20 protein-coding genes are annotated in these 19,087 nt (G+C 61.5%); 15 read left to right on the plus strand and 5 right to left on the minus strand.

Going from position 1 to position 19,087, the window contains the following annotated elements:
- Positions 1-4 precede the first annotated feature (4 nt).
- Both cysD and AB4P94_RS02265 read right to left on the minus strand, forming a co-directional pair.
- Positions 5-922 carry a sulfate adenylyltransferase subunit CysD gene (gene cysD / locus AB4P94_RS02260; RefSeq protein ID WP_003171640.1) on the minus strand — a complete coding sequence of 306 codons (918 nt, stop codon included), beginning with the start codon at positions 920-922 and terminating at the stop codon, positions 5-7.
- A gap of 270 nt (positions 923-1,192) precedes the next feature.
- Positions 1,193-1,951: a Nif3-like dinuclear metal center hexameric protein gene (locus AB4P94_RS02265; RefSeq protein ID WP_395609220.1), complete on the minus strand. Its 759-nt coding sequence runs from the start codon at positions 1,949-1,951 to the stop codon at positions 1,193-1,195.
- Positions 1,952-2,053: 102 nt separating this feature from the next.
- On the opposite strand from AB4P94_RS02265, the gene algW reads away from it, so the two are divergent.
- The 3 genes from algW (at position 2,054) to AB4P94_RS02280 (ending at position 6,146) form a co-directional block, all read left to right on the plus strand.
- Entirely contained in the window at positions 2,054-3,208 is a 1,155-nt protein-coding gene (gene algW, locus AB4P94_RS02270) for a Do family serine endopeptidase AlgW (protein WP_395609221.1), read from the plus strand.
- Between the two features lie 108 nt (positions 3,209-3,316).
- Positions 3,317-5,413, plus strand: a complete 2,097-nt coding sequence (locus AB4P94_RS02275; RefSeq protein WP_395609222.1) for a TonB-dependent siderophore receptor — start codon at positions 3,317-3,319, stop codon at positions 5,411-5,413.
- Positions 5,414-5,426: 13 nt separating this feature from the next.
- Positions 5,427-6,146 (plus strand): DUF4198 domain-containing protein, encoded by a 720-nt coding sequence (locus tag AB4P94_RS02280; protein ID WP_395609223.1) that lies wholly within the window; start codon positions 5,427-5,429, stop codon positions 6,144-6,146.
- 112 nt (positions 6,147-6,258) lie between these two features.
- Here AB4P94_RS02280 and hemH read toward each other — a convergent pair whose 3' ends face one another.
- Positions 6,259-7,284: a ferrochelatase gene (gene hemH, locus AB4P94_RS02285; protein WP_395609224.1), complete on the minus strand. Its 1,026-nt coding sequence runs from the start codon at positions 7,282-7,284 to the stop codon at positions 6,259-6,261.
- A gap of 14 nt (positions 7,285-7,298) precedes the next feature.
- Positions 7,299-8,198, minus strand: a complete 900-nt coding sequence (locus tag AB4P94_RS02290; protein WP_395609225.1) for a TIGR01777 family oxidoreductase — start codon at positions 8,196-8,198, stop codon at positions 7,299-7,301.
- A gap of 199 nt (positions 8,199-8,397) precedes the next feature.
- Here AB4P94_RS02290 and AB4P94_RS02295 point away from each other — a divergent pair, with 199 nt between their 5' ends.
- The 12 genes from AB4P94_RS02295 (at position 8,398) to AB4P94_RS02350 (ending at position 18,390) form a co-directional block, all read left to right on the plus strand.
- Positions 8,398-9,384 (plus strand): NAD(P)/FAD-dependent oxidoreductase, encoded by a 987-nt coding sequence (locus AB4P94_RS02295; protein WP_395609226.1) that lies wholly within the window; start codon positions 8,398-8,400, stop codon positions 9,382-9,384.
- Entirely contained in the window at positions 9,381-9,596 is a 216-nt protein-coding gene (locus AB4P94_RS02300; RefSeq protein WP_016971205.1) for a TIGR02450 family Trp-rich protein, read from the plus strand. Before AB4P94_RS02295 ends, AB4P94_RS02300 begins: the two co-directional genes overlap by 4 nt.
- A 112-nt stretch (positions 9,597-9,708) precedes the next feature.
- Positions 9,709-10,668, plus strand: coding sequence for a YbgA family protein (locus tag AB4P94_RS02305; RefSeq protein WP_395609227.1), 960 nt, complete (start codon positions 9,709-9,711; stop codon positions 10,666-10,668).
- Positions 10,669-10,671: 3 nt separating this feature from the next.
- Entirely contained in the window at positions 10,672-11,598 is a 927-nt protein-coding gene (locus AB4P94_RS02310; RefSeq protein WP_395609228.1) for a MerR family transcriptional regulator, read from the plus strand.
- Positions 11,599-13,044 (plus strand): deoxyribodipyrimidine photo-lyase, encoded by a 1,446-nt coding sequence (gene phrB, locus AB4P94_RS02315; RefSeq protein WP_395609229.1) that lies wholly within the window; start codon positions 11,599-11,601, stop codon positions 13,042-13,044.
- Positions 13,037-13,459 carry a nuclear transport factor 2 family protein gene (locus tag AB4P94_RS02320; protein WP_395609230.1) on the plus strand — a complete coding sequence of 141 codons (423 nt, stop codon included), beginning with the start codon at positions 13,037-13,039 and terminating at the stop codon, positions 13,457-13,459. Before phrB ends, AB4P94_RS02320 begins: the two co-directional genes overlap by 8 nt.
- Positions 13,456-14,238: an SDR family NAD(P)-dependent oxidoreductase gene (locus AB4P94_RS02325; protein ID WP_395609231.1), complete on the plus strand. Its 783-nt coding sequence runs from the start codon at positions 13,456-13,458 to the stop codon at positions 14,236-14,238. The genes AB4P94_RS02320 and AB4P94_RS02325 overlap by 4 nt, the downstream gene beginning before the upstream one ends.
- Positions 14,235-15,482, plus strand: a complete 1,248-nt coding sequence (locus AB4P94_RS02330; RefSeq protein ID WP_395609232.1) for an NAD(P)/FAD-dependent oxidoreductase — start codon at positions 14,235-14,237, stop codon at positions 15,480-15,482. Before AB4P94_RS02325 ends, AB4P94_RS02330 begins: the two co-directional genes overlap by 4 nt.
- Positions 15,479-16,288, plus strand: coding sequence for a DUF1365 domain-containing protein (locus AB4P94_RS02335; protein ID WP_395609233.1), 810 nt, complete (start codon positions 15,479-15,481; stop codon positions 16,286-16,288). The genes AB4P94_RS02330 and AB4P94_RS02335 overlap by 4 nt, the downstream gene beginning before the upstream one ends.
- On the plus strand, positions 16,275-17,546 hold the full coding sequence (locus AB4P94_RS02340; protein WP_395609234.1) for a class I SAM-dependent methyltransferase: 1,272 nt from the start codon (positions 16,275-16,277) through the stop codon (positions 17,544-17,546). Before AB4P94_RS02335 ends, AB4P94_RS02340 begins: the two co-directional genes overlap by 14 nt.
- Positions 17,539-18,030: a DUF2878 domain-containing protein gene (locus tag AB4P94_RS02345; protein WP_395609235.1), complete on the plus strand. Its 492-nt coding sequence runs from the start codon at positions 17,539-17,541 to the stop codon at positions 18,028-18,030. The genes AB4P94_RS02340 and AB4P94_RS02345 overlap by 8 nt, the downstream gene beginning before the upstream one ends.
- 54 nt (positions 18,031-18,084) lie before the next feature.
- A complete protein-coding gene (locus AB4P94_RS02350; protein WP_395609236.1) occupies positions 18,085-18,390 on the plus strand; it encodes a YkgJ family cysteine cluster protein in 306 nt (101 codons plus the stop codon).
- Positions 18,391-18,527: 137 nt separating this feature from the next.
- Here AB4P94_RS02350 and AB4P94_RS02355 read toward each other — a convergent pair whose 3' ends face one another.
- Entirely contained in the window at positions 18,528-19,046 is a 519-nt protein-coding gene (locus AB4P94_RS02355) for an acyloxyacyl hydrolase (RefSeq protein WP_395609237.1), read from the minus strand.
- Positions 19,047-19,087 lie beyond the last annotated feature (41 nt).

A 19,087-nucleotide genomic window follows, 5' to 3' on the forward strand; every position in this document is an offset into this window, starting at 1 on the left:
CCCCTTAGAAATAACCCTGACGTTTTTTATCTTCCATCGAGCCTGCACCATCGTGGTCGATGACACGGCCCTGGCGCTCGGAAGTTCGCGTCAGGAGCATTTCCTGAATGATGTCCGTCAGCGTCTCGGCTTCGGACTCCACCGCGCCCGTCAACGGGTAGCAGCCAAGGGTACGGAAACGGACTTTCTTTTTGACGATTCGGGCTTTGTCTTCGTCGGACAGGTGCTCGAGGATGCGGTCGTCGTCGATCATGATCAACGTGCCGTTCTTCTCGATCACGTCGCGTTCGGCGGCGAAGTACAGCGGCACGATCGGGATGCCTTCCAGGTAGATGTATTGCCAGATGTCCAGCTCGGTCCAGTTGGACAGCGGGAACACGCGGATCGACTCGCCCTTGTTGACGTTGCCGTTGTAGACGTTCCACAGCTCCGGGCGCTGGTTTTTCGGGTCCCAGCGGTGCTTGCTGTCGCGGAACGAGTACACGCGCTCTTTGGCGCGGGATTTCTCTTCATCACGACGGGCACCGCCGAACGCTGCGTCGAAACCATGCTTGTCCAGGGCTTGCTTGAGGCCCTCGGTCTTCATGATGTCGGTGTGCTTGGCGCTGCCGTGGGTGAACGGGTTGATGTTCTGCGCCACGCCATCCGGGTTGATGTGGGTGATCAGGTCCAGGCCCAGCTCTTCGACCATTTTGTCGCGGAACTTGTACATCTCCTGGAATTTCCAGCGGGTGTCGACGTGCATCACCGGGAACGGCAGTTTGCCCGGGAAGAAGGCCTTGCGCGCCAGGTGCAGCATCACGGCGGAGTCTTTACCGATCGAGTAGAGCATCACCGGGTTGTCGAACTCGGCGGCGACCTCGCGGATGATGTGGATGCTTTCCGCCTCCAGCTGTTTCAGATGCGTCAGTTTGTCGACCATGGCTACTCACGGAAAAACGATCTTATGGACGGCCAGCGGGCCGTGTTCGAGCGGGGCATGCTAGCACAGCACCTTCTTCTATTCAGGGAGCGGGCTAGATCGAAACGGTATATGAATATGCCACAGAGTTAGGCCCGCCTCGGTCGAATGTGGGAGCGGGCTTGCTCGCGAATACGGTGGGTCAGCCAGAGTATGGGTGACTGATACTCCGCCTTCGCGAGCAAGCCCGCTCCCACACAAGCCCTTCCCACATGAGTTCCGCGGTGGGGCTTAGATCGGGTTCGGGCAATCGATGAACAAATGCTCCAGCGCAAAGCGCCGCGCCAGGTAATCACCCAGCGCCTGCACGCCGTAGCGCTCAGTGGCGTGGTGGCCGGCGGCGATAAAGCTGATGTCGTTTTCCCGCGCGCTGTGGAAGGTTTGCTCGGAGGCCTCACCACTCAAATACAGATCGACACCCGCCGCAATCGCGTCGTCGATGTAACCCTGGCCACCGCCGGTGCACCAGCCGACACGGCGGATCATTTCGCTGCCTTCGATCAGCAACGGCTCGCGCCCCATCACGTCTTGTACACGGCGCGCGAAGTCACGCGGTGACAGCGGCTCGACCAGAGAGCCCACCAGGCCGACGATTTTCGGGTTGTTCGGGTCCAGCGGGCCTTCGACGGTGATGTCCAGTTGGCGGGCGAGCTGCACGTTGTTGCCCACCTCCCCGTGCAAATCCAGCGGCAGGTGATAGGCCAGCAGGCTGATGTCGTGCTTGAGCAGGGTTTTCAGGCGGCGCTGCTTCATCCCGGTGATGCACGGGTTTTCGCCCTTCCAGAAATAGCCGTGATGCACCAGCACCAGATCGGCCTGGGCTTCCACGGCTGCATCCAGCAGCGCCTGGCTGGCGGTGACGCCGCTGACGATGCGCATCACCTGCGGGCGCCCCTCCACCTGCAGGCCATTGGGGCAATAATCGGCAATTTTTGCGCTGCCGAGGTAGCGGTCCGCTTCCTCGACGAGGGTGCTAAGGGGGACGGCCATAAAAGACTCCTAAATATCCCGTTCCGAGGCGCTCGCAGCCTCGTATAATGCGCGACATTATGGGCGCTCTCCCGCCCCCTGCAACCTGTCAGGACTTACTTGATGCTCAAGGCACTGCGTTTTTTTGGATGGCCATTGTTGGCTGGCGTGCTGATCGCGATGCTGATTATTCAGCGTTATCCCCAGTGGGTGGGCCTGCCCAGCCTTGATGTAAACCTGCAACAGGCGCCGCAGACCAGCTCGGTAGTACAAGGCCCGGTGACTTACGCAGACGCTGTGGTCATCGCCGCACCCGCCGTGGTCAACCTGTACACCACCAAGGTCATCAACAAACCGGCGCACCCGCTGTTTGAAGACCCGCAGTTTCGCCGCTATTTCGGCGACAACGGGCCCAAGCAGCGCCGCATGGAATCCAGCCTCGGCTCCGGGGTGATCATGAGCCCGGAAGGTTACATCCTCACCAACAACCACGTGACCACCGGCGCCGACCAAATTGTAGTGGCCCTGCGCGATGGCCGCGAAACCCTGGCGCGCGTGGTCGGCAGCGACCCGGAAACCGACCTCGCGGTGCTCAAAATCGATTTGAAAAGCCTGCCCTCGATCACCATCGGCCGCTCCGAAGCATTGCGCGTTGGGGATGTGGCGCTGGCCATCGGCAACCCGTTCGGCGTTGGCCAGACGGTGACCATGGGCATCATCAGCGCCACCGGGCGTAACCAGTTGGGCCTTAACAGCTACGAGGACTTCATCCAGACCGACGCGGCGATTAACCCGGGCAACTCCGGCGGCGCGCTGGTGGACGCCAATGGCAACCTGACCGGCATCAACACGGCGATCTTCTCCAAGTCCGGCGGCTCCCAAGGCATCGGTTTTGCGATCCCGGTGAAGCTGGCGATGGAAGTGATGAAATCGATCATCGAGCACGGCCAGGTGATTCGCGGTTGGTTGGGCATCGAAGTGCAGCCGCTGACCAAGGAACTGGCCGAGTCGTTTGGCCTGACAGGGCGCCCTGGCATTGTGGTCGCGGGGATCTTCCGCGATGGCCCGGCACAGAAAGCCGGCCTGCAATTGGGCGATGTGATCCTAAGCATCGACGGTGAACCGGCCGGTGACGGGCGCAAGTCGATGAACCAGGTCGCGCGGATCAAGCCGACCGACAAGGTGGCGATCCAGGTGATGCGCAACGGTAAAGAGATCAAGTTGCTGGCGGAAATCGGTTTGCGTCCACCGCCTGCACCGGTGAAAGAAGAGGAATAACGTTGCCAGGAGCCTGTTCGCAGGCTCCTGTAACTTGATGTTTCAACGGAAATTCATTCTCATTAGCCATGTTATATTGTTTCAATATCGCTATTGGAACGCTCTCTCATGCCGTCTCGAAAAATTGCCCCCATGGCCGGCCTGGCCTTGGGTTTGCTGCTCGACCCCGCCTACGCCGAAGACAACACGCTTGAACTGGACGCCATCAACGTCACCACCGACGCCTATGAGTCTGCCACCGGCCCGGTCAAAGGCTACCGTGCGACACGTTCCGCCAGCGCAACCAAAACTGACACCGCCATTCGCGATATCCCGCAAGCCATCAGCGTCATCCCTGCCTCCGTGCTCAGAGACCTGGGCAGCACCAGCGTGGAACGCGCCCTGGAATTTGCCGGCGGCGTGTCCAAACAAAACAACTTCGGCGGCCTGACGCTTTACGAATACAGCGTGCGCGGCTTCACCACCTCGGAGTTCTACCGGGACGGCTTCAGCGCCAACCGTGGCTACCCGAGCACGCCGGATGCCGCCAACATCGAGCGCATTGAAGTGCTCAAGGGCCCGGCCGCCAGCCTGTACGGGCGCGGCGACCCGGGCGGCACCGTGAACATTGTCAGCAAGAAACCCCAGCCTGAAGCCTTCACCACCTTGCAAACCAGTGCCGGCAGTTGGGACCGTTACCGCACCGCGCTGGATGTGAATACGCCGCTGGACAGTGAAGGCCGCGTGTTGTCGCGCGTGAACCTGGCCGTGGAAGACAAGCACAACTTCCGCGATCACGTTGACGCCCAGCGTGTATTCGTCGCGCCGTCTTTCAGTTGGCAACTGGACCCGGACACCAGCCTGCTCGTCGAAAGCGAATTCGTGCGCCACAGCTCCACCTTCGACCGCGGCATCGTGGCGCCACACGGCATGTCCCGTTCCACCTTCCTCGGCGAACCCGACGACGGCAACATCCGCAATCACAACAACCGTCTCCAGGCCACGTTGGAACACCACCTCAACGATGCCTGGACACTGCGCCTGGCCAGCCACTACAAACAGGGCAGCCTGTGGGGCGACGCCTCGGAAAGCCGCGCGCTGAATGCCGACGGCCACACCGTCAACCGCCGCTACCGGGAGCGCTCTACCGGTTGGCATGACAGCATTACCCAGCTGGAACTGCGCGGCCTGTTCGATATCGGCAGCTGGCAACACGAACTGCTGGTCGGCACCGAATACGAGGACTACCGCAAGAAAGAACGCGTGACCGCCACCGCCGGCAGCCCTTACGCCATCGACATCTACAAGCCGGTCTACGGCCAGCCCAAACCCGACGGCGCACGCTCCGGCACTGACTTCTTCGAGCAGACCAAAAGCCACGCGCTGAACCTGCAAGACCAGATCATCTTCACCGACCGCCTGCGCGGCATGCTTGGCGCGCGCTTCGAGCACTTCGAGCAAAGCACCGATGACTTCGCCCGCAACCACGCCAAGAGCCGGCAAACCCACGACGCCCTTACCCAGCGCGCCGGCTTGCTCTATCAGCTCACGCCGCAAGTCGGGGTGTTCGCCAATGCCTCCACCTCGTTCAAACCCAACAATGGGCTGGACGCTGCCGGCAAATCCTTCAAGCCGGAAGAAGGCGTGGGCTATGAAGTGGGGATCAAGAGCGAGCTGTTCGACGACCGCCTGAGCACCACCCTCGCCGCCTTCCACATCGAAAAGGAAAACGTGCTCACCCTCGACCCGGCCACCAACCTCAACCGCGCCATGGGCAAGGCACGCAGCCAGGGTTTTGACCTGCAATTGACCGGGCAACTGACTGACGCTGTACGCGTGATCGGCGCCTTCGCCTACATCGATGCCGAAGTCACCAAAGGCGACAAGGCCATTCCCGCCGGCAGCCGCATTCTCGGCGTGGCCAAACGCAGCGGCAGTCTGTTGGGCGTGTATGAATTTCAGGATGGCGTGTTACGCGGCTCCGACCTGGGCGCAGCGTTCACCTATGTGGGCGACCGCTCGGGCGAGGCCGGCAGCAGCTTTGAACTGCCGGCCTACCACACCGTCGACCTGCTGGCGCATTACAAGGCCACGCAAAACGTCACCGTAGGCCTGAACCTCAACAACCTGTTCGATGAAAAGTACTACGAGCGCTCCTACAGCAATTACTGGGTCAACCCCGGCGAGCCGCGCAATTTCACCGTCAGCCTGACCCTCAACCTGTAAAAAGGACGCCACCATGCACCTTCTCAAACCCCTGGCCCTGATCGGCCTGCTGTTCGCCGCCGACGTATACGCCCATGGCCTGTGGACCGAACAACGACGCGGCAATATCGAAGTGATCTACGGCCACGGCGCCGAAGACAACGCGTTCAAGCCCCAGAAAATCAGCGGCGCCTGGGCCTATGACGCCAGCGGCAAGATGATTCCGGTGACCGTGGAACGCCTGGTCGACCACGCCCGCCTCAAGCCGCTCAAGCCACCAGCGGTATTGGCGGTGGCGCTGGACAACGGCATGTGGTCGCAAACGGCGGATAAAAAGTGGATTAACCAGGGCCGCAGCAAGGTCGAAGGGGCGATAGCATCAACCCAGACCTTCAAGTACAGCCTGGCGATCTACGAACCCGGAGCCAAACTGCCGGAGCTGAAGCAGATCAGACTGCTCATCCTGCCGGAAGCCGATCCACTGACCGTAGGGCCGGGCAAGTCACTGCCGGTGCGGGTGCTGCTCGATGGCAAGCCGGCGGCGGGGGTCAAGTTGGTCGGCGACTATCGCAATATGCCGAACACGTTAAGCACCGAGACCGACAAGGATGGCCGGGCCCAGGTGCTGGTGCGCAATGAAGGGTTGAATGTGATTTCAGCGCAGGTGGAAGTGCCGCTCAAGGACAACCCGGATGTGGCGACGCAGGGGTTGTTTACCTCGCTGACGTTCTTGGGCGAACCTCATCACGAATAAACGCCACAAAACAATGTGGGAGCTGGCTTGCCTGCGATGCAGGCACCGTGGTGTATCAGTTACACCGCGTTGATGCTATCGCAGGCAAGCCAGCTCCCACATTTGATCGCTGTCATTTCAGCGCTAACGGCGCCCGCTCGCACAGGGTGTTCAGCGCCTGCGCCCACTGCGGATCATCATTCAAACACGGCACCAGCACCAACTCCTCGCCCCCCGCTTCACGGAACTGTTCCAGTCCGCGATCACCGATCTCTTCCAGCGTCTCGATGCAATCGGCAACAAACGCCGGGCACATCACCAGCAGTTTTTTCACGCCTTGTTGAGCGAGGGTTTCCAGGCGGGCTTCGGTGTAGGGTTCGATCCACTTCGCCCGCCCCAGCCGCGACTGGAAAGCCACCGACCATTTATCCGCAGGCAGCCCCATTCGCGCGGCAAAATCCCGCGCCACGCTGAAGCACTGGCCGCGATAGCACGTCGCACGCACCTGCGCCGAGGCATTTGCGCAGCAATCGGTGGCGCCATCAAAGGTGTGGCCGGGGTTGAGCTTTTGCAGGTGACGCTCGGGCAAACCGTGGAAGCTGAACAGCAGGTGATCGTAGTCCTGCTGCAAATGCGGCTTGGCGCTCGCCACCAGCGCGTCGAGGTATTCAGGCTGATCGTAGAAGGGCTGCAGGATCGCAAACTGCAAATCGAGCTTTTTCTCACGCACCACACGGCGGGCTTCTTCCACCACGGTGGTGACGGTGCTGTCGGCAAACTGCGGGTACAACGGCGCCAGGGTGACATTACGAATGCCCTGGGCGGCCAATCGGGTCAGCACGCTTTCAATGGACGGTTCGCCGTAACGCATCGCCAGTTCCACCGGGCCCTGGGTCCACTGCGTGGTCATCTGCTGTTGCAAGCGGCGGCTGAGCACCACCAGCGGCGAGCCTTCATCCCACCAGATCGAGGCGTAGGCATGCGCCGACTGCTCAGGCCGCTTGATCAGGATCAGCGACACCAGCAAGCGCCGCACCGGCCATGGCAAATCGATCACATAAGGGTCCATCAGAAACTGATTGAGGTAGCTGCGCACATCGGCCACCGACGTGGACGCGGGTGAGCCCAGGTTGACCAGTAACAACGCGTGATCCGTCATGCAACATCCTATCTTCAGAGGCGGCTGGACAAGTCTTCCAGGGCCGCGTGCAACTCAGTGAACTGAAAAATGAAACCGGCGGCCAGCAGCCGTTCGGGCACCGCCTTTTGCCCGCCCAACAACAAGCCGGACAACTCACCCAACCCGACCTTCAAAGCAAACGCCGGCATCGGCATGAACGCGGGGCGGTGCAACACCCGGCCCAGCGTCTTGGCGAACTCACCGTTACGTACCGGGTGTGGTGCGCAGGCATTATAAGGACCACTGGCGTCAGGCTTGTGCAGAAGAAAATCAATCAGGGCGATTTGATCCTGAATGTGGACCCACGGCATCCACTGCCGGCCGTTGCCGATAGGCCCGCCCAGCCCGAGTTTGAACGGCAGCAACAGCCGCGACAAAAAGCCGCCCTTCGCCGCCAGCACCAGCCCCGTGCGCACCAGCACTACACGCACGCCCAATGCTTCGGCGCGCAGGGCGGTTTCTTCCCAGGCGATACACAACTGGCTGGGGAAATCGTCCTGTACCGGGCCGCTGGCTTCGGTGAGTTCGCGCTCGCCACCGTCGCCGTACCAGCCTACGGCGGATCCGGAGATCAATACGGCCGGTTTTTGCTCCTGGCTCTCGATCCACCCCAGCAGGGTTTCGGTGAGGCCGATGCGGCTATTCCACAGCAACGCCTTGCGCTTTTTGGTCCAGGGCCTGTCGGCGATGGGCGCACCGGCCAGGTTGACCACCGCATCCACGTGGCCGATCACATCCTGCAAACGGCCGACGCCCAGCACGTCGGCGCCGCACCACTGGGCGACAGTTTCGGGCTCGCGGCTCCACACCGTCAGGCGATGGCCCTGGGCAAGCCAGTGCAGGCAAAGTTTGCGGCCGATCAGACCTGTACCGCCGGTCAGCAAAATATGCATGGGATCCTCCTCATGTAACGTTCGCCGCCCGCCGTTAGTCTATTTTATAAGCAGGGATCATTTGTAATCGGGCGTGGGCTGTTGTTTAACCATAGGCCACGTCGTTAGAACAGGTACGCCAAAACTTATACCAAAAAACAATATTGTACAGCTATTGGTGTCGGCGTAGTCTGTACCCAACGGTAAAACGAGGCCCCCCATGACTGTTCCCATCGCGATCATCGGCACCGGCATCGCCGGTCTCTCCGCCGCCCGAGCGTTACGAGACGCGGGGCATGTTGTACAACTCTTCGATAAAAGCCGCGGCAGTGGCGGCCGCATGTCCAGCAAGCGCAGCGACGCCGGCGCACTGGACCTGGGCGCACAATACTTCACCGCCCGCGACCGGCGCTTCGTCAACGAAGTGCAACGCTGGCAAAGCAACGGCTGGGCCGAGCAGTGGAAGCCCCAGCTGTACAACTTCAAGTCCGGCCAACTCACGCCCTCCCCCGATGAACAGATCCGCTGGGTCGGCACGCCGCGCATGAGCGCGATTACCCGCGCGCTCCTCGACGACTTGCCGGTGGAGTTCGGGTGCCGCATCACTGACGTGTTCCAGGGCAAACAGCACTGGAACCTGCTGGACGCCGACGGTGGCAACCACGGCCCCTTCAGCCATGTGGTCATCGCTACGCCGGCGCCGCAAGCCACCGCTCTTTTGGCCGCAGCACCGAAGTTGGCCAGTGCCGCTGCCGGCGTCAAAATGGACCCGACCTGGGCCATCGCCCTGGCCTTTGACAAACCGCTGGATACGCCCATGGAAGGCTGCTTCGTGCAAGACAGCCCACTCGACTGGCTGGCACGCAACCGCAGCAAACCCGGGCGCGACACTGCCCTCGACACCTGGGTATTGCACGCCACCAGCACCTGGAGCAAGGCCCACCTGGACCTGCCCAAGGAAGCCGTGATCGAACACCTGCACGGCGCCTTCGCCGAACTGCTGCACAGCGCCATGCCCGCGCCATCCTTCAGCCTGGCCCACCGCTGGCTGTATGCGCGGCCCTCCAGCAGCCACGAATTCGGCGTGCTGGCCGATGCTGACCTGGGTTTGTATGTGTGTGGCGACTGGTGCCTGTCGGGCCGGGTCGAAGGGGCATGGCTCAGTGGCCAGGAAGCCGCGCGACGCTTGATCGAACACCTGCAATGAACCGCATCAACCCGGCAAAATTGCTGCTGTCGAAGTGGACAGCAGCGCACCCTCGAAACAAGGAAAAACATTTTCTGGTCACCGAGCTGTTCCGTGATGAGGAAGGCACGGTGCTGGAAATCGAACTGCAAGCCATCATGACCCGCCGCGCCGAACGCCTGGCCTGGCAAACCCTGCAAAACGCCGAGGACTGGCGAATCGGCTGGAAATAGCCTCGCCGCAGATACTTGTACAAAATATTTGACTTGTACAGCATCAAACCTATGATGAGGTTTAGTTGTACAAGTTTTAATCCTTGTACAGGAATCTTGCAGAGGTTCGGCCATGTCCAGCACCGTCAAACCGAAGATCGCCATCAGCGCCTGCCTGTTGGGCGAAAACGTGCGCTTCAACGGCGGCCACAAGCAATCCCTGCTGTGCAGCCAAACCCTCGCCGATTATTTCGACTTTGTGCCGCTGTGCCCCGAAGTCGCAATCGGCCTGGGTATCCCCCGCGAGCCGATTCGGCTGGTCGGCGACCCCGACAGACCTCAAGCCGTCGGCACCGTGCACCGCGAACTCAACGTGACCCAGCCTCTGGATGATTATGGCCAGCAGATGGCGGCCGAGCACACCGACCTGTGCGGCTACATCTTCATGCAGAAGTCGCCGTCGTGCGGCCTGGAACGGGTCAAGGTCTACCGTGAAAACGGCACGCCGGTGGATGGCGGCGGGCGCGGTATCTACGCTCAGGCCTTTTGCGCGCGCCACCCCAATCTGCCGGTGGAGGAAGACGGCCGCCTGAACGACCCGGTGTTGCGGGAAAATTTCCTGACCCGGGTTTTCGTCTACGCCAGCTGGCAAGCGTTGCTGGGCGAAGGCCTCACCCGTCACCGCCTGCTGACCTTCCATTCGCGTTACAAATACCTGTTGATGGCCCACAGCCCGGCGCACTACAAAAGCCTCGGTCACCTGCTGGGTAGCATGAACAAGGGTGCCGACCTCGAACAACTGGGGCACGGCTATTTCAGCGAACTGATGACCGGCCTGAAAAAGTGCGCCACCCGTGGCACTCACACCAATGTGTTGCAACACATCAGCGGCTACCTCAAGCAAGCAATCAGCGCCGACGACAAGCAGGAAATGCAAACCGTCATCGGCCAATACCGCCACGGCATCGTGCCGCTGGTGGTGCCACTCACGCTGCTCAAGCATCACTTTCGCCAACACCCGGACCGCTACATCGCGCAACAGGCCTACCTGCAACCGCACCCGGAAAACCTCAGCCTGCGGAATGCGATCTGACCCATGAACCCTGCCCTGCAAGACGAACCCGGCGAAGACATCGCCAAAGCCCTCGAAGACGGTTGGTTGCCGATTCGTGAAGTGGCGCGCCAAACCGGCGTCAATGCCGTGACCCTGCGCGCCTGGGAACGCCGTTATGGCCTGATCGTGCCGCAGCGCACGCCCAAGGGCCACCGGCTGTTCAGCGCCGAACACGTGCAACGCATCCACGCCATCCTGACTTGGCTCAACCGTGGCGTACCGGTCAGCCAGGTCAAAAACCTGATCGATTCCGCCCAGCTTCCCGACAGTGTCGAAAATGAATGGCATGCGCTACGCCAGAACCTGGTGACGGCCATCAGCGAACTGGCGGAGCGCCGGGTCGACGACACATTCAACCAAGCCATGGCGTTGTACCCGCCGCGCACCTTGTGCGAGCAATTGTTGCTGCCGCTGCTAAAGGAGCTGGAGCAACGCTGGCAGGGCCAATTCGGCGCGCAGATGGAGCGCGTGTTTTTCCTGTCCTGGCTGCGCAGCAAGTTCGGTGCACGTATCTACCACAACAATCGCCAGTTACAGGGCGCACCGCTGTTGCTGGTCAACCATTCCGACCTGCCGCTGGAACCGCATGTGTGGCTCAGCGCTTGGCTGGCCAGCAGCGCGGACTGCCCGGTAGAAGTATTCGACTGGCCGCTGCCCGCCGGTGAACTGGCCCTGGCGGTGGAACACCTGAAACCGCGGGCCGTACTGCTGTATTCGAGCAAAGCCCTCCACTTGTCGGCACTTCCAAAACTTTTGGGTGGCGTCAGTTGCCCAATGCTGATTGCCGGACCAACGGTATGCATCCACCAAGCCGAGTTGGCCGTATTAACCCGTGACACCCCTGAATTGTTCGTGGCCGAAGACCCATTGTCGGCCCACCAGCTACTGATCCAGCGTGGAATCGTTTAAATGCATTTGATCTGGCTGCGCACCGACCTGCGCCTACACGACAACACCGCCCTGGCCGCCGCAAGCCAGCGAGGCCCGATTGCCGCTGTTTACCTGATCACGCCCGAACAATGGCTGGCCCACGATGACGCGCCGTGCAAAGTCGATTTCTGGCTGCGCAACCTGGAAAGCCTGAGCCAGGCGCTGGGCGAGCTGAATATTCCTTTGCTGATTCGCACAGCCTCCACCTGGGATCAGGCGCCCGAGGTGCTGAGCACACTGTGCCGGGAACTGTCGGTGGCGTCGGTGCACGTCAACGAGGAATACGGTATCCACGAAAGCCGTCGCGATGCAGCCGTGGCCAAGGCCCTGGAAGCCGATGGCGTGGCCTTCCACAGCTACCTCGACCAACTGTTCTTCCAACCCGGCAGCGTGTTGACCAAAACCGGCACCTACTTCCAGGTGTTCAGCCAGTTCCGCAAAGTCTGCTACACCCGCCTGCACAGCGCCCTGCCGCGCACCGTGGCCGCGCCTGAAGCCCAGGCGCCGATCAAGCTCAACAGCGATCCGGTCCCAAAAACGGTCGAAGGTTTCCAGACGCCCAGCGAAACCCTGCGCGCCCTCTGGCCCGCCGGGGAAGACGAAGCCCGGCGCCGCCTCGACGCCTTCGCCGACCAGCAGATCAGCTACTACAAGGACGAACGCGACTTCCCGGCCAAGCCCGGCACCAGCCAGCTGTCCGCCTACCTTGCGGCCGGCGTGGTTTCGCCGCGTCAATGCCTGCACGCCGCGCTGCAAACCAACGGCGGCGAATTCGAAAGTGGCGACCTGGGCGCCATTACCTGGATCAACGAGTTGCTGTGGCGCGAGTTCTACAAACACATTCTGGTCGGCTACCCAAGGGTTTCCCGCCACCGCGCCTTCCGCCCCGAAACCGAAGCCGTGGCGTGGCGCCATGCGCCCAAAGATCTGGCCGCCTGGCAGGAAGCACGCACCGGCCTGCCGATCATTGACGCAGCCATGCGCCAACTGCTGGAAACCGGCTGGATGCACAACCGCCTGCGCATGGTGGTGGCGATGTTCCTGACTAAAAACCTGTTGATCGATTGGCGCGAGGGTGAGCGTTTCTTCATGCGCCACCTGATTGACGGCGACTTGGCGGCCAACAATGGCGGCTGGCAGTGGAGCTCCTCCACCGGCACGGACTCGGCGCCGTATTTCCGGATTTTCAGCCCGTTGAGCCAGTCGGAAAAATTCGACGGCGAAGGCTTGTTTATCAAGCGCTGGCTGCCCGAGCTGGCGGCGCTGAATAAAAAGGAAGTGCACAACCCCGAGGCAGTCGGCGGACTGTTTGGCGTGGCTGACTATCCGCGCTCGATTGTTGACCTGAAAAAATCCCGCGAACGCGCATTGGCCGCCTTCCGCAGCCTGCCCTCGCGCGAAGCCGCCGGAGGCATTCATGAGTGATTTCCTACGCACGTTCGCCCAAGCCTTCACCACACTCGACAAGCACAACCTGCACCTGCTCGACAGCTTGTACAGCAAGGACATCGCCTTCGCCGACCCGCTGCACGAAGTCCACGGCCTGCCCGCGATGCACCGCTATTTCGCTGAGTTGTATAGCAACGTCAGCCAGTTGCGTTTCGATTTCCACGGCTTCGACCAGGTGGCCGAAGGCGAAGGCTACTTGCGCTGGAAGATGAGTTTTTGCCATCCGCGCCTGGCCAATGGCAAGGTCATCCGGGTCGAAGGCTGCTCGCACTTGATGTGGCGCGACAAGGTGTACCGCCATCGTGACTATTTCGACGCCGGCGCGATGCTCTATGAACACTTACCGGTCCTCGGCCGCGTGATTGGCTGGCTGAAAAGGAGAATGGGATGAGCACCACACCGCCCCGCCGTTATTGGTTGACCGGCGCCAGCAGTGGCATCGGTGCTTCATTGGCCGTGGAGTTGCTCAAAAGTGGCGCCCACGTAGCGCTCAGCTCGCGCACCAAAGGCCCGCTGGAAGCGCTCGCCCAGCGGTTTCCGGGGCAAGTCCTTGTGGTGCCCGGCGACTTGACCAACAGCCAGACCGTGCGTGAAATCGGCGAGCATATCGGCGTGGTCTGGGGTTCGTTAGACACGGTGATCCTCAACGCGGGCACCTGCGAATATGTGGACGCCAGGCAGTTTGACGCCTCCATCGTCGAGCACGTGGTGCGCACCAATCTGTTGGCCAGCAGTTATTGCATCGAAGCCGCATTGCCGTTGTTGCGCGCCGGGCACACCCCGCACCTGGTGGGCGTGGCCAGCGCCGTGACCTACCTGCCGATGCCGCGTGCCGAGGCCTATGGCGCGTCCAAGGCCGGGCTGCGCTACCTGTTTGAATCCCTGCGCATCAGCCTGTCGCCGGAAAATATCGACGTCACGGTGATCAGCCCAGGCTTCGTTGACACGCCGCTGACCGAACGCAATGACTTCCCGATGCCCTTGAGCTGGTCTGCCGATAAAGCGGCGCGGCATATCTTCGCCAAACTGGAAAAACGCCCACTGGAAATCGCCTTCCCGGCACTGTTCATCGCCACCCTGTGGCCGCTGTCGAAGCTGCCCAACCGTGCGCAATTGATCATCGGCAAACGCATGCTGCGCAGCCCGCCGCCGCAGAAGGACAACCTGTGAAAATCGCCATTGTCGGCAGCGGCATCGCTGGCCTGACGAGTGCCTACCTGCTCAGCCGCCGCCACGACATCAGCCTGTTCGAGGCCGGCGACCGCATCGGCGGGCACACTCACACGGTCAACGTGACGGTCGAGGGTAAACCCTATGCGGTGGACACCGGCTTCATCGTGTTCAACGACTGGACCTACCCCAACTTCATTCGCCTGCTGGGCCAGATTGGCGTGAGGTTCAAACCCACTGAAATGAGCTTTTCGGTGTGCGACGCGAACGAAGGGTTTGAGTACAACGGCAATAACCTCAACAGCTTGTTCGCCCAGCGCCGCAATATTCTGTCACCGGGGTTCTGGGGCATGCTGCGCGACATTTTGCGCTTCAATCGCCAGGCGCCGCTGGACTTGCAGGAACAGCGCATCAGCGCCGAGATGACGCTGGGGGACTACCTCGAAGCCGGCGGCTATGGCCCGCGGTTCATTCGGCATTACATCGTGCCGATGGGCGCGGCGATCTGGTCGATGTCGCTGCAGGACATGCTCGGTTTCCCGCTGCAATTTTTCGTGCGGTTCTTCAAGAATCACGGCTTGCTGTCAGTGAACAACCGGCCGCAATGGTGCGTCATCGAAGGCGGCTCAAGCAGCTACATCGAACCCCTGACCCGCAGCTTTCGCGAACAGGTCCGCCTCAATTGCCCGGTGCATCGGGTCGAGCGCAACGCCGAAGGCGTTGTGATTCACAGCGCGGCCGGCACCGAGGCCTTCGACAAGGTGGTGTTTGCCTGCCACAGCGACCAGGCGCTGGCCTTGCTCGGCGACCCGAGCGACGCGGAACAACACATCCTTGGCGCCCTGCCCTACGCCGACAACGACGTGGTGCTGCACACCGACACCCGTTTATTGCCTGACCGCAAACTGGCCTGGGCCAGCTGGAATTACCGGCTGATCGGCAAGGTGCAGAGCCAGGCCGCCGTCACCTACGACATGAACATTCTGCAAGGCATCGACAGCGCCACCACCTTTTGCGTCAGCCTCAACCAGACGCCGATGATCAACCCGCTGAAGATCCTCGCGCGCTACACCTATGCCCATCCCCAATACAGCCTGGCAGCCGTGGCCGCGCAGGCGCGCTGGGAAGAACTGCACGGCACGCGCCATACCTTTTATTGCGGCGCGTACTGGGCCAATGGCTTTCACGAAGACGGTGTGGTCAGCGCCCTGCGCGTAGCCCAGGCTTTTGGGGAAACCCTATGAACAGCGCCCTGTACAGCGGCTGGATTGCCCATCGCCGGTTTTCGCCCAAGGCTCACGCCTTTCGCTACCGCATCGGGCTGCTGTACCTGGATTTGAGCGAACAGGACGAAGTGCTGGGGTTATCGCCGCTGGCCGGCGCCAGCCGCTTGGCCCCCTTCGGTTTTCGCCAGCAGGATTACCTGCGTGAATTGACGCGCCACGGCATCAGCTTGAGCGATGCCGTGCGCCAGGAAGTCGGCAAGGCACTGGGGCGTGAGCCCCGGGGCGTTATCTGCCTACTGACCCAGGCCCGCAGTTGGGGCCTGGCTTTTAACCCGGTGAGTTTCTTCTACTGCTTCGAGGCCGACGGCAGTCTGGCCGCGATCCTGTGTGAAGTGACCAACACCCCGTGGCGCGAGCGCTACCACTACGTGCTGCCGGCCCAGGCGCTGGGTGCCGAACAGCACCAGCATTTCGCTGTGGCCAAGGCATTTCATGTGTCGCCGTTTTTGCCACGGGACCTGGAATACCGCATGAGCTTCAGCCCGCCCACCGACAAGCTCGGCGTGCACATGGCCGACTGGCAAGGCGCGCACAAAGTCTTCGACGCCACCTTGAGCCTGCAACGAGAAATGCTGACCCGCGCCAGCCTGCACCGCTACCTGTGGCGCTTTCCCTGGATGACCGCCAAAACCTGCCTCGCGATTTACTGGCAGGCCGTGCGCCTGTTGCTTAAACGCACACCGATTTTTCCCCATCAGGCCGCCGATGGCGCCTCTCGCACCGCAGTCGGGTATACCAAGGATCGCCGCCATGAAAACCCCTAGCTTATCGGTCAAGGCCAACCGCCTGAACGTCAACGGGCTGACCACCGCGCTGTTGCGCAAGGCCGTGCTGCGCCAACTCAGCCAACTGCGCCACGGCCAGTTGGTGGTGATTGAAGAGGGCGAACGCCAAGTCTTCGGCGCCCGGGAAGCGCACTTGCTGGGGGAAATCCAGATTCTGGATTCGGCGGTGTGGGGCCTGGTGGCGGCCAACGGCTCCATCGGCGCGGGCGAGGCGTTTATCCACGGCTACTGGAGCAGCCCGGACCTGACCGCCGTGGTGCGCGTGATGGTCAGCAACCTGGAGGTGCTGGACGCGCTGGAAGGTGGCCTCGCCCGCCTGGCCCGGCCATTCACTCAAGGCCTGCACTGGCTCAACCGCAACACGCGCAAGGGCTCGCAAAAAAACATCGCCGCCCACTACGACCTGGGCAACGACCTGTTCGAAGAATTCCTCGACCCGACCATGATGTACTCGGCGGCGCAATTCCTGACACCCGACGACACCCTGGAACAGGCGCAACTGAACAAGCTGGAGCGCATCTGCCAGAAACTTGCACTCAAACCTGCGGATCACCTGCTGGAAATCGGCACCGGCTGGGGCAGCATGGCGCTGTATGCGGCGCAGCATTATGGCTGCAAGGTCACCACTACAACCTTGTCCAAAGAACAATTTGCCTACACCGAAAAACGCATCGAAGCCCTCGGGCTGCAAGGCCAGGTCACCCTGCTGCTGCAGGACTACCGCGACCTCACCGGCGAGTACGACAAGCTGGTGTCCATCGAGATGATTGAAGCGGTGGGCCATCGCTTCCTGCCGACCTACTTCAAACAGTGCGCGCAGTTGCTCAAGCGCGACGGCCTGATGCTGCTGCAAGCCATCACCATTCGCGAGCAACGCTTCGAACAGGCCAAAAACAGCGTCGACTTTATTCAGCGTTACATCTTCCCTGGCGGCGCCCTGCCCTGCGTGCAGAACATGCTGCAGATAGTCAGCCGTGACACCGACATGAACCTGCTGCACATGGAGGACTTCGGCCTGCACTACGCGCGCACCCTGCGCCTGTGGCACGAGAACTTTCGCCGTGCCCATGGCCGTCTCGCCGAGTTGGGCTACGATGAGTACTTCCTGCGCTTGTGGGAATTCTATCTGTGCTACTGCGAAGGCGGGTTTATGGAGCGAACGATCGGTACCGCGCAGTTGCTGCTGGCCAAGCCGGCGGCGATCAACCCACCCCTGCTCGGGCGCTTCAGTGCTTAAACCGCTGGCCAACGCCGTGCTGTTCCAGTGCGGCTGGTTTGCTTGTGTGCTCGGCGGCGACAGCCGCTGGTTGCTGGTAGGTGTGGGGATACTGGCCATTCACCTGCTGTGGACGAGTTCGTGGTCGGCCGACGGGCAAGCCATCCTCGCCGTGACCCTGCTGGGCACCGTCATCGACACCACGCTGCGCACCTTTGGCGTATTTCACTTCAGCTTTCCAGGGCCGCTGATTCCTTTTTGGCTGATCCTGCTGTGGGCGCTGCTCGCCACCACCTTGCGCCATTGCCTGGCCTGGAGCGCTCGGCCGTGGTGGCGCGCCAGCCTGTTGGGCGCGGTGGGCGGGCCATTGTCTTACTACGCGGGCAGTCAAATGGCCGGGGTGCATTTTGGCTACGGCACGCCACCGACCGTCATCGGCCTGGCGGTGTTGTGGGCCCTGCTGTTTCCCGCGCTGCACTGGATCGCCCGGCAACTGGGGCACTGACGTCCGTCAGAGCATTCATACGCATCCGACGCGCTTGCCTTACACTGCGCGCCTATGACAGACATCCCGCTCACTCAACTCCCCGAACCCGCCGTCACCTGCTCGACGTGCGCGGCCTGCTGTTGCCAGCTGGAAGTGATGCTGATCACCGACACGGGTGTTCCACAGCGCTTCATCGATACCGACGACTGGGGCGGTGAAGTGATGCTGCGCCTGGACGATGGCTGGTGCGCGGCGCTGGACCGGGACACGATGATGTGCACGATTTACGAACGACGGCCGCTGATTTGCCGGGAGTTCGAGATGGGGGCACCGGAGTGCATCGAGGAACGCCAGGGGATTGCGACGGCGTATCGCTGATTGCCGGATGCATGGAGATTCAAATGTGGGAGCGGGCTTGCTTGCGAATGCAGTGTGTCAGTTGATACATGCCTGACTGATACACCGCATTCGCGAGCAAGCCCGCTCCCACATTGGTTTTGTAGTGGACCTGGAATCTATAGCGGCAAGGTGTAGTGCAGCGAGTAGCTCTCTACGCCATCGTTATTGCTGCTCAGCCCCGCGTTTGAGTAGTGCGTGGCACGAATGCCCACTTCATGCCCACCGGCAAAGCGCAGGCCAAAGCCCAAACGGTCTTCAAACTGGAAGGCCTGGCCGATATTGTTGTCTTCAACCCGCGTGCGCGAGAACACCGCTACACCAATCCCCGCCTCGATGTACGGCTTGACCTTTTCCCCGGCAAACTCATACACAAACACGGGCGAGAACGACAAGCTGCTGACGCTGGCGCGCTTGTCGCCATCCCAGTAGGTGTATGCACCGCTCCAATAACCGGTCAACCGGCCGGTATTGCTCTGCCACCAGCTTTTATCCCAGTCCGATGTCAGCCCCAGGCGATAGGTCATGGTCGAATCGCTGGTGCTCCCCACACCCAACTCCAGGCCGGCGGCCTGGGCTGAAACCGAGTGTCCCACCACAGCGGCCGCAATCGCAGCCAAACAGAACAAGCGCTTCATAAGAAACAATCCTTTGAGAACGAAGTTATAAGGTCTTGTGC

It is taken from the genome of Pseudomonas sp. B22129 (assembly GCF_044218875.1).
Taxonomy (GTDB): domain Bacteria; phylum Pseudomonadota; class Gammaproteobacteria; order Pseudomonadales; family Pseudomonadaceae; genus Aquipseudomonas.

Coding starts and splice junctions, on each gene's coding strand:
- cysD (WP_003171640.1), bottom strand. CDS start 922: ATGGTCGACAAACTGACGCATCTGAAACAGCTGGAGGCGGAAAGCATC.
- AB4P94_RS02265 (WP_395609220.1), bottom strand. CDS start 1,951: ATGGCCGTCCCCCTTAGCACCCTCGTCGAGGAAGCGGACCGCTACCTC.
- algW (WP_395609221.1), top strand. CDS start 2,054: ATGCTCAAGGCACTGCGTTTTTTTGGATGGCCATTGTTGGCTGGCGTG.
- AB4P94_RS02275 (WP_395609222.1), top strand. CDS start 3,317: ATGCCGTCTCGAAAAATTGCCCCCATGGCCGGCCTGGCCTTGGGTTTG.
- AB4P94_RS02280 (WP_395609223.1), top strand. CDS start 5,427: ATGCACCTTCTCAAACCCCTGGCCCTGATCGGCCTGCTGTTCGCCGCC.
- hemH (WP_395609224.1), bottom strand. CDS start 7,284: ATGACGGATCACGCGTTGTTACTGGTCAACCTGGGCTCACCCGCGTCC.
- AB4P94_RS02290 (WP_395609225.1), bottom strand. CDS start 8,198: ATGCATATTTTGCTGACCGGCGGTACAGGTCTGATCGGCCGCAAACTT.
- AB4P94_RS02295 (WP_395609226.1), top strand. CDS start 8,398: ATGACTGTTCCCATCGCGATCATCGGCACCGGCATCGCCGGTCTCTCC.
- AB4P94_RS02300 (WP_016971205.1), top strand. CDS start 9,381: ATGAACCGCATCAACCCGGCAAAATTGCTGCTGTCGAAGTGGACAGCA.
- AB4P94_RS02305 (WP_395609227.1), top strand. CDS start 9,709: ATGTCCAGCACCGTCAAACCGAAGATCGCCATCAGCGCCTGCCTGTTG.
- AB4P94_RS02310 (WP_395609228.1), top strand. CDS start 10,672: ATGAACCCTGCCCTGCAAGACGAACCCGGCGAAGACATCGCCAAAGCC.
- phrB (WP_395609229.1), top strand. CDS start 11,599: ATGCATTTGATCTGGCTGCGCACCGACCTGCGCCTACACGACAACACC.
- AB4P94_RS02320 (WP_395609230.1), top strand. CDS start 13,037: ATGAGTGATTTCCTACGCACGTTCGCCCAAGCCTTCACCACACTCGAC.
- AB4P94_RS02325 (WP_395609231.1), top strand. CDS start 13,456: ATGAGCACCACACCGCCCCGCCGTTATTGGTTGACCGGCGCCAGCAGT.
- AB4P94_RS02335 (WP_395609233.1), top strand. CDS start 15,479: ATGAACAGCGCCCTGTACAGCGGCTGGATTGCCCATCGCCGGTTTTCG.
- AB4P94_RS02340 (WP_395609234.1), top strand. CDS start 16,275: ATGAAAACCCCTAGCTTATCGGTCAAGGCCAACCGCCTGAACGTCAAC.
- AB4P94_RS02350 (WP_395609236.1), top strand. CDS start 18,085: ATGACAGACATCCCGCTCACTCAACTCCCCGAACCCGCCGTCACCTGC.
- AB4P94_RS02355 (WP_395609237.1), bottom strand. CDS start 19,046: ATGAAGCGCTTGTTCTGTTTGGCTGCGATTGCGGCCGCTGTGGTGGGA.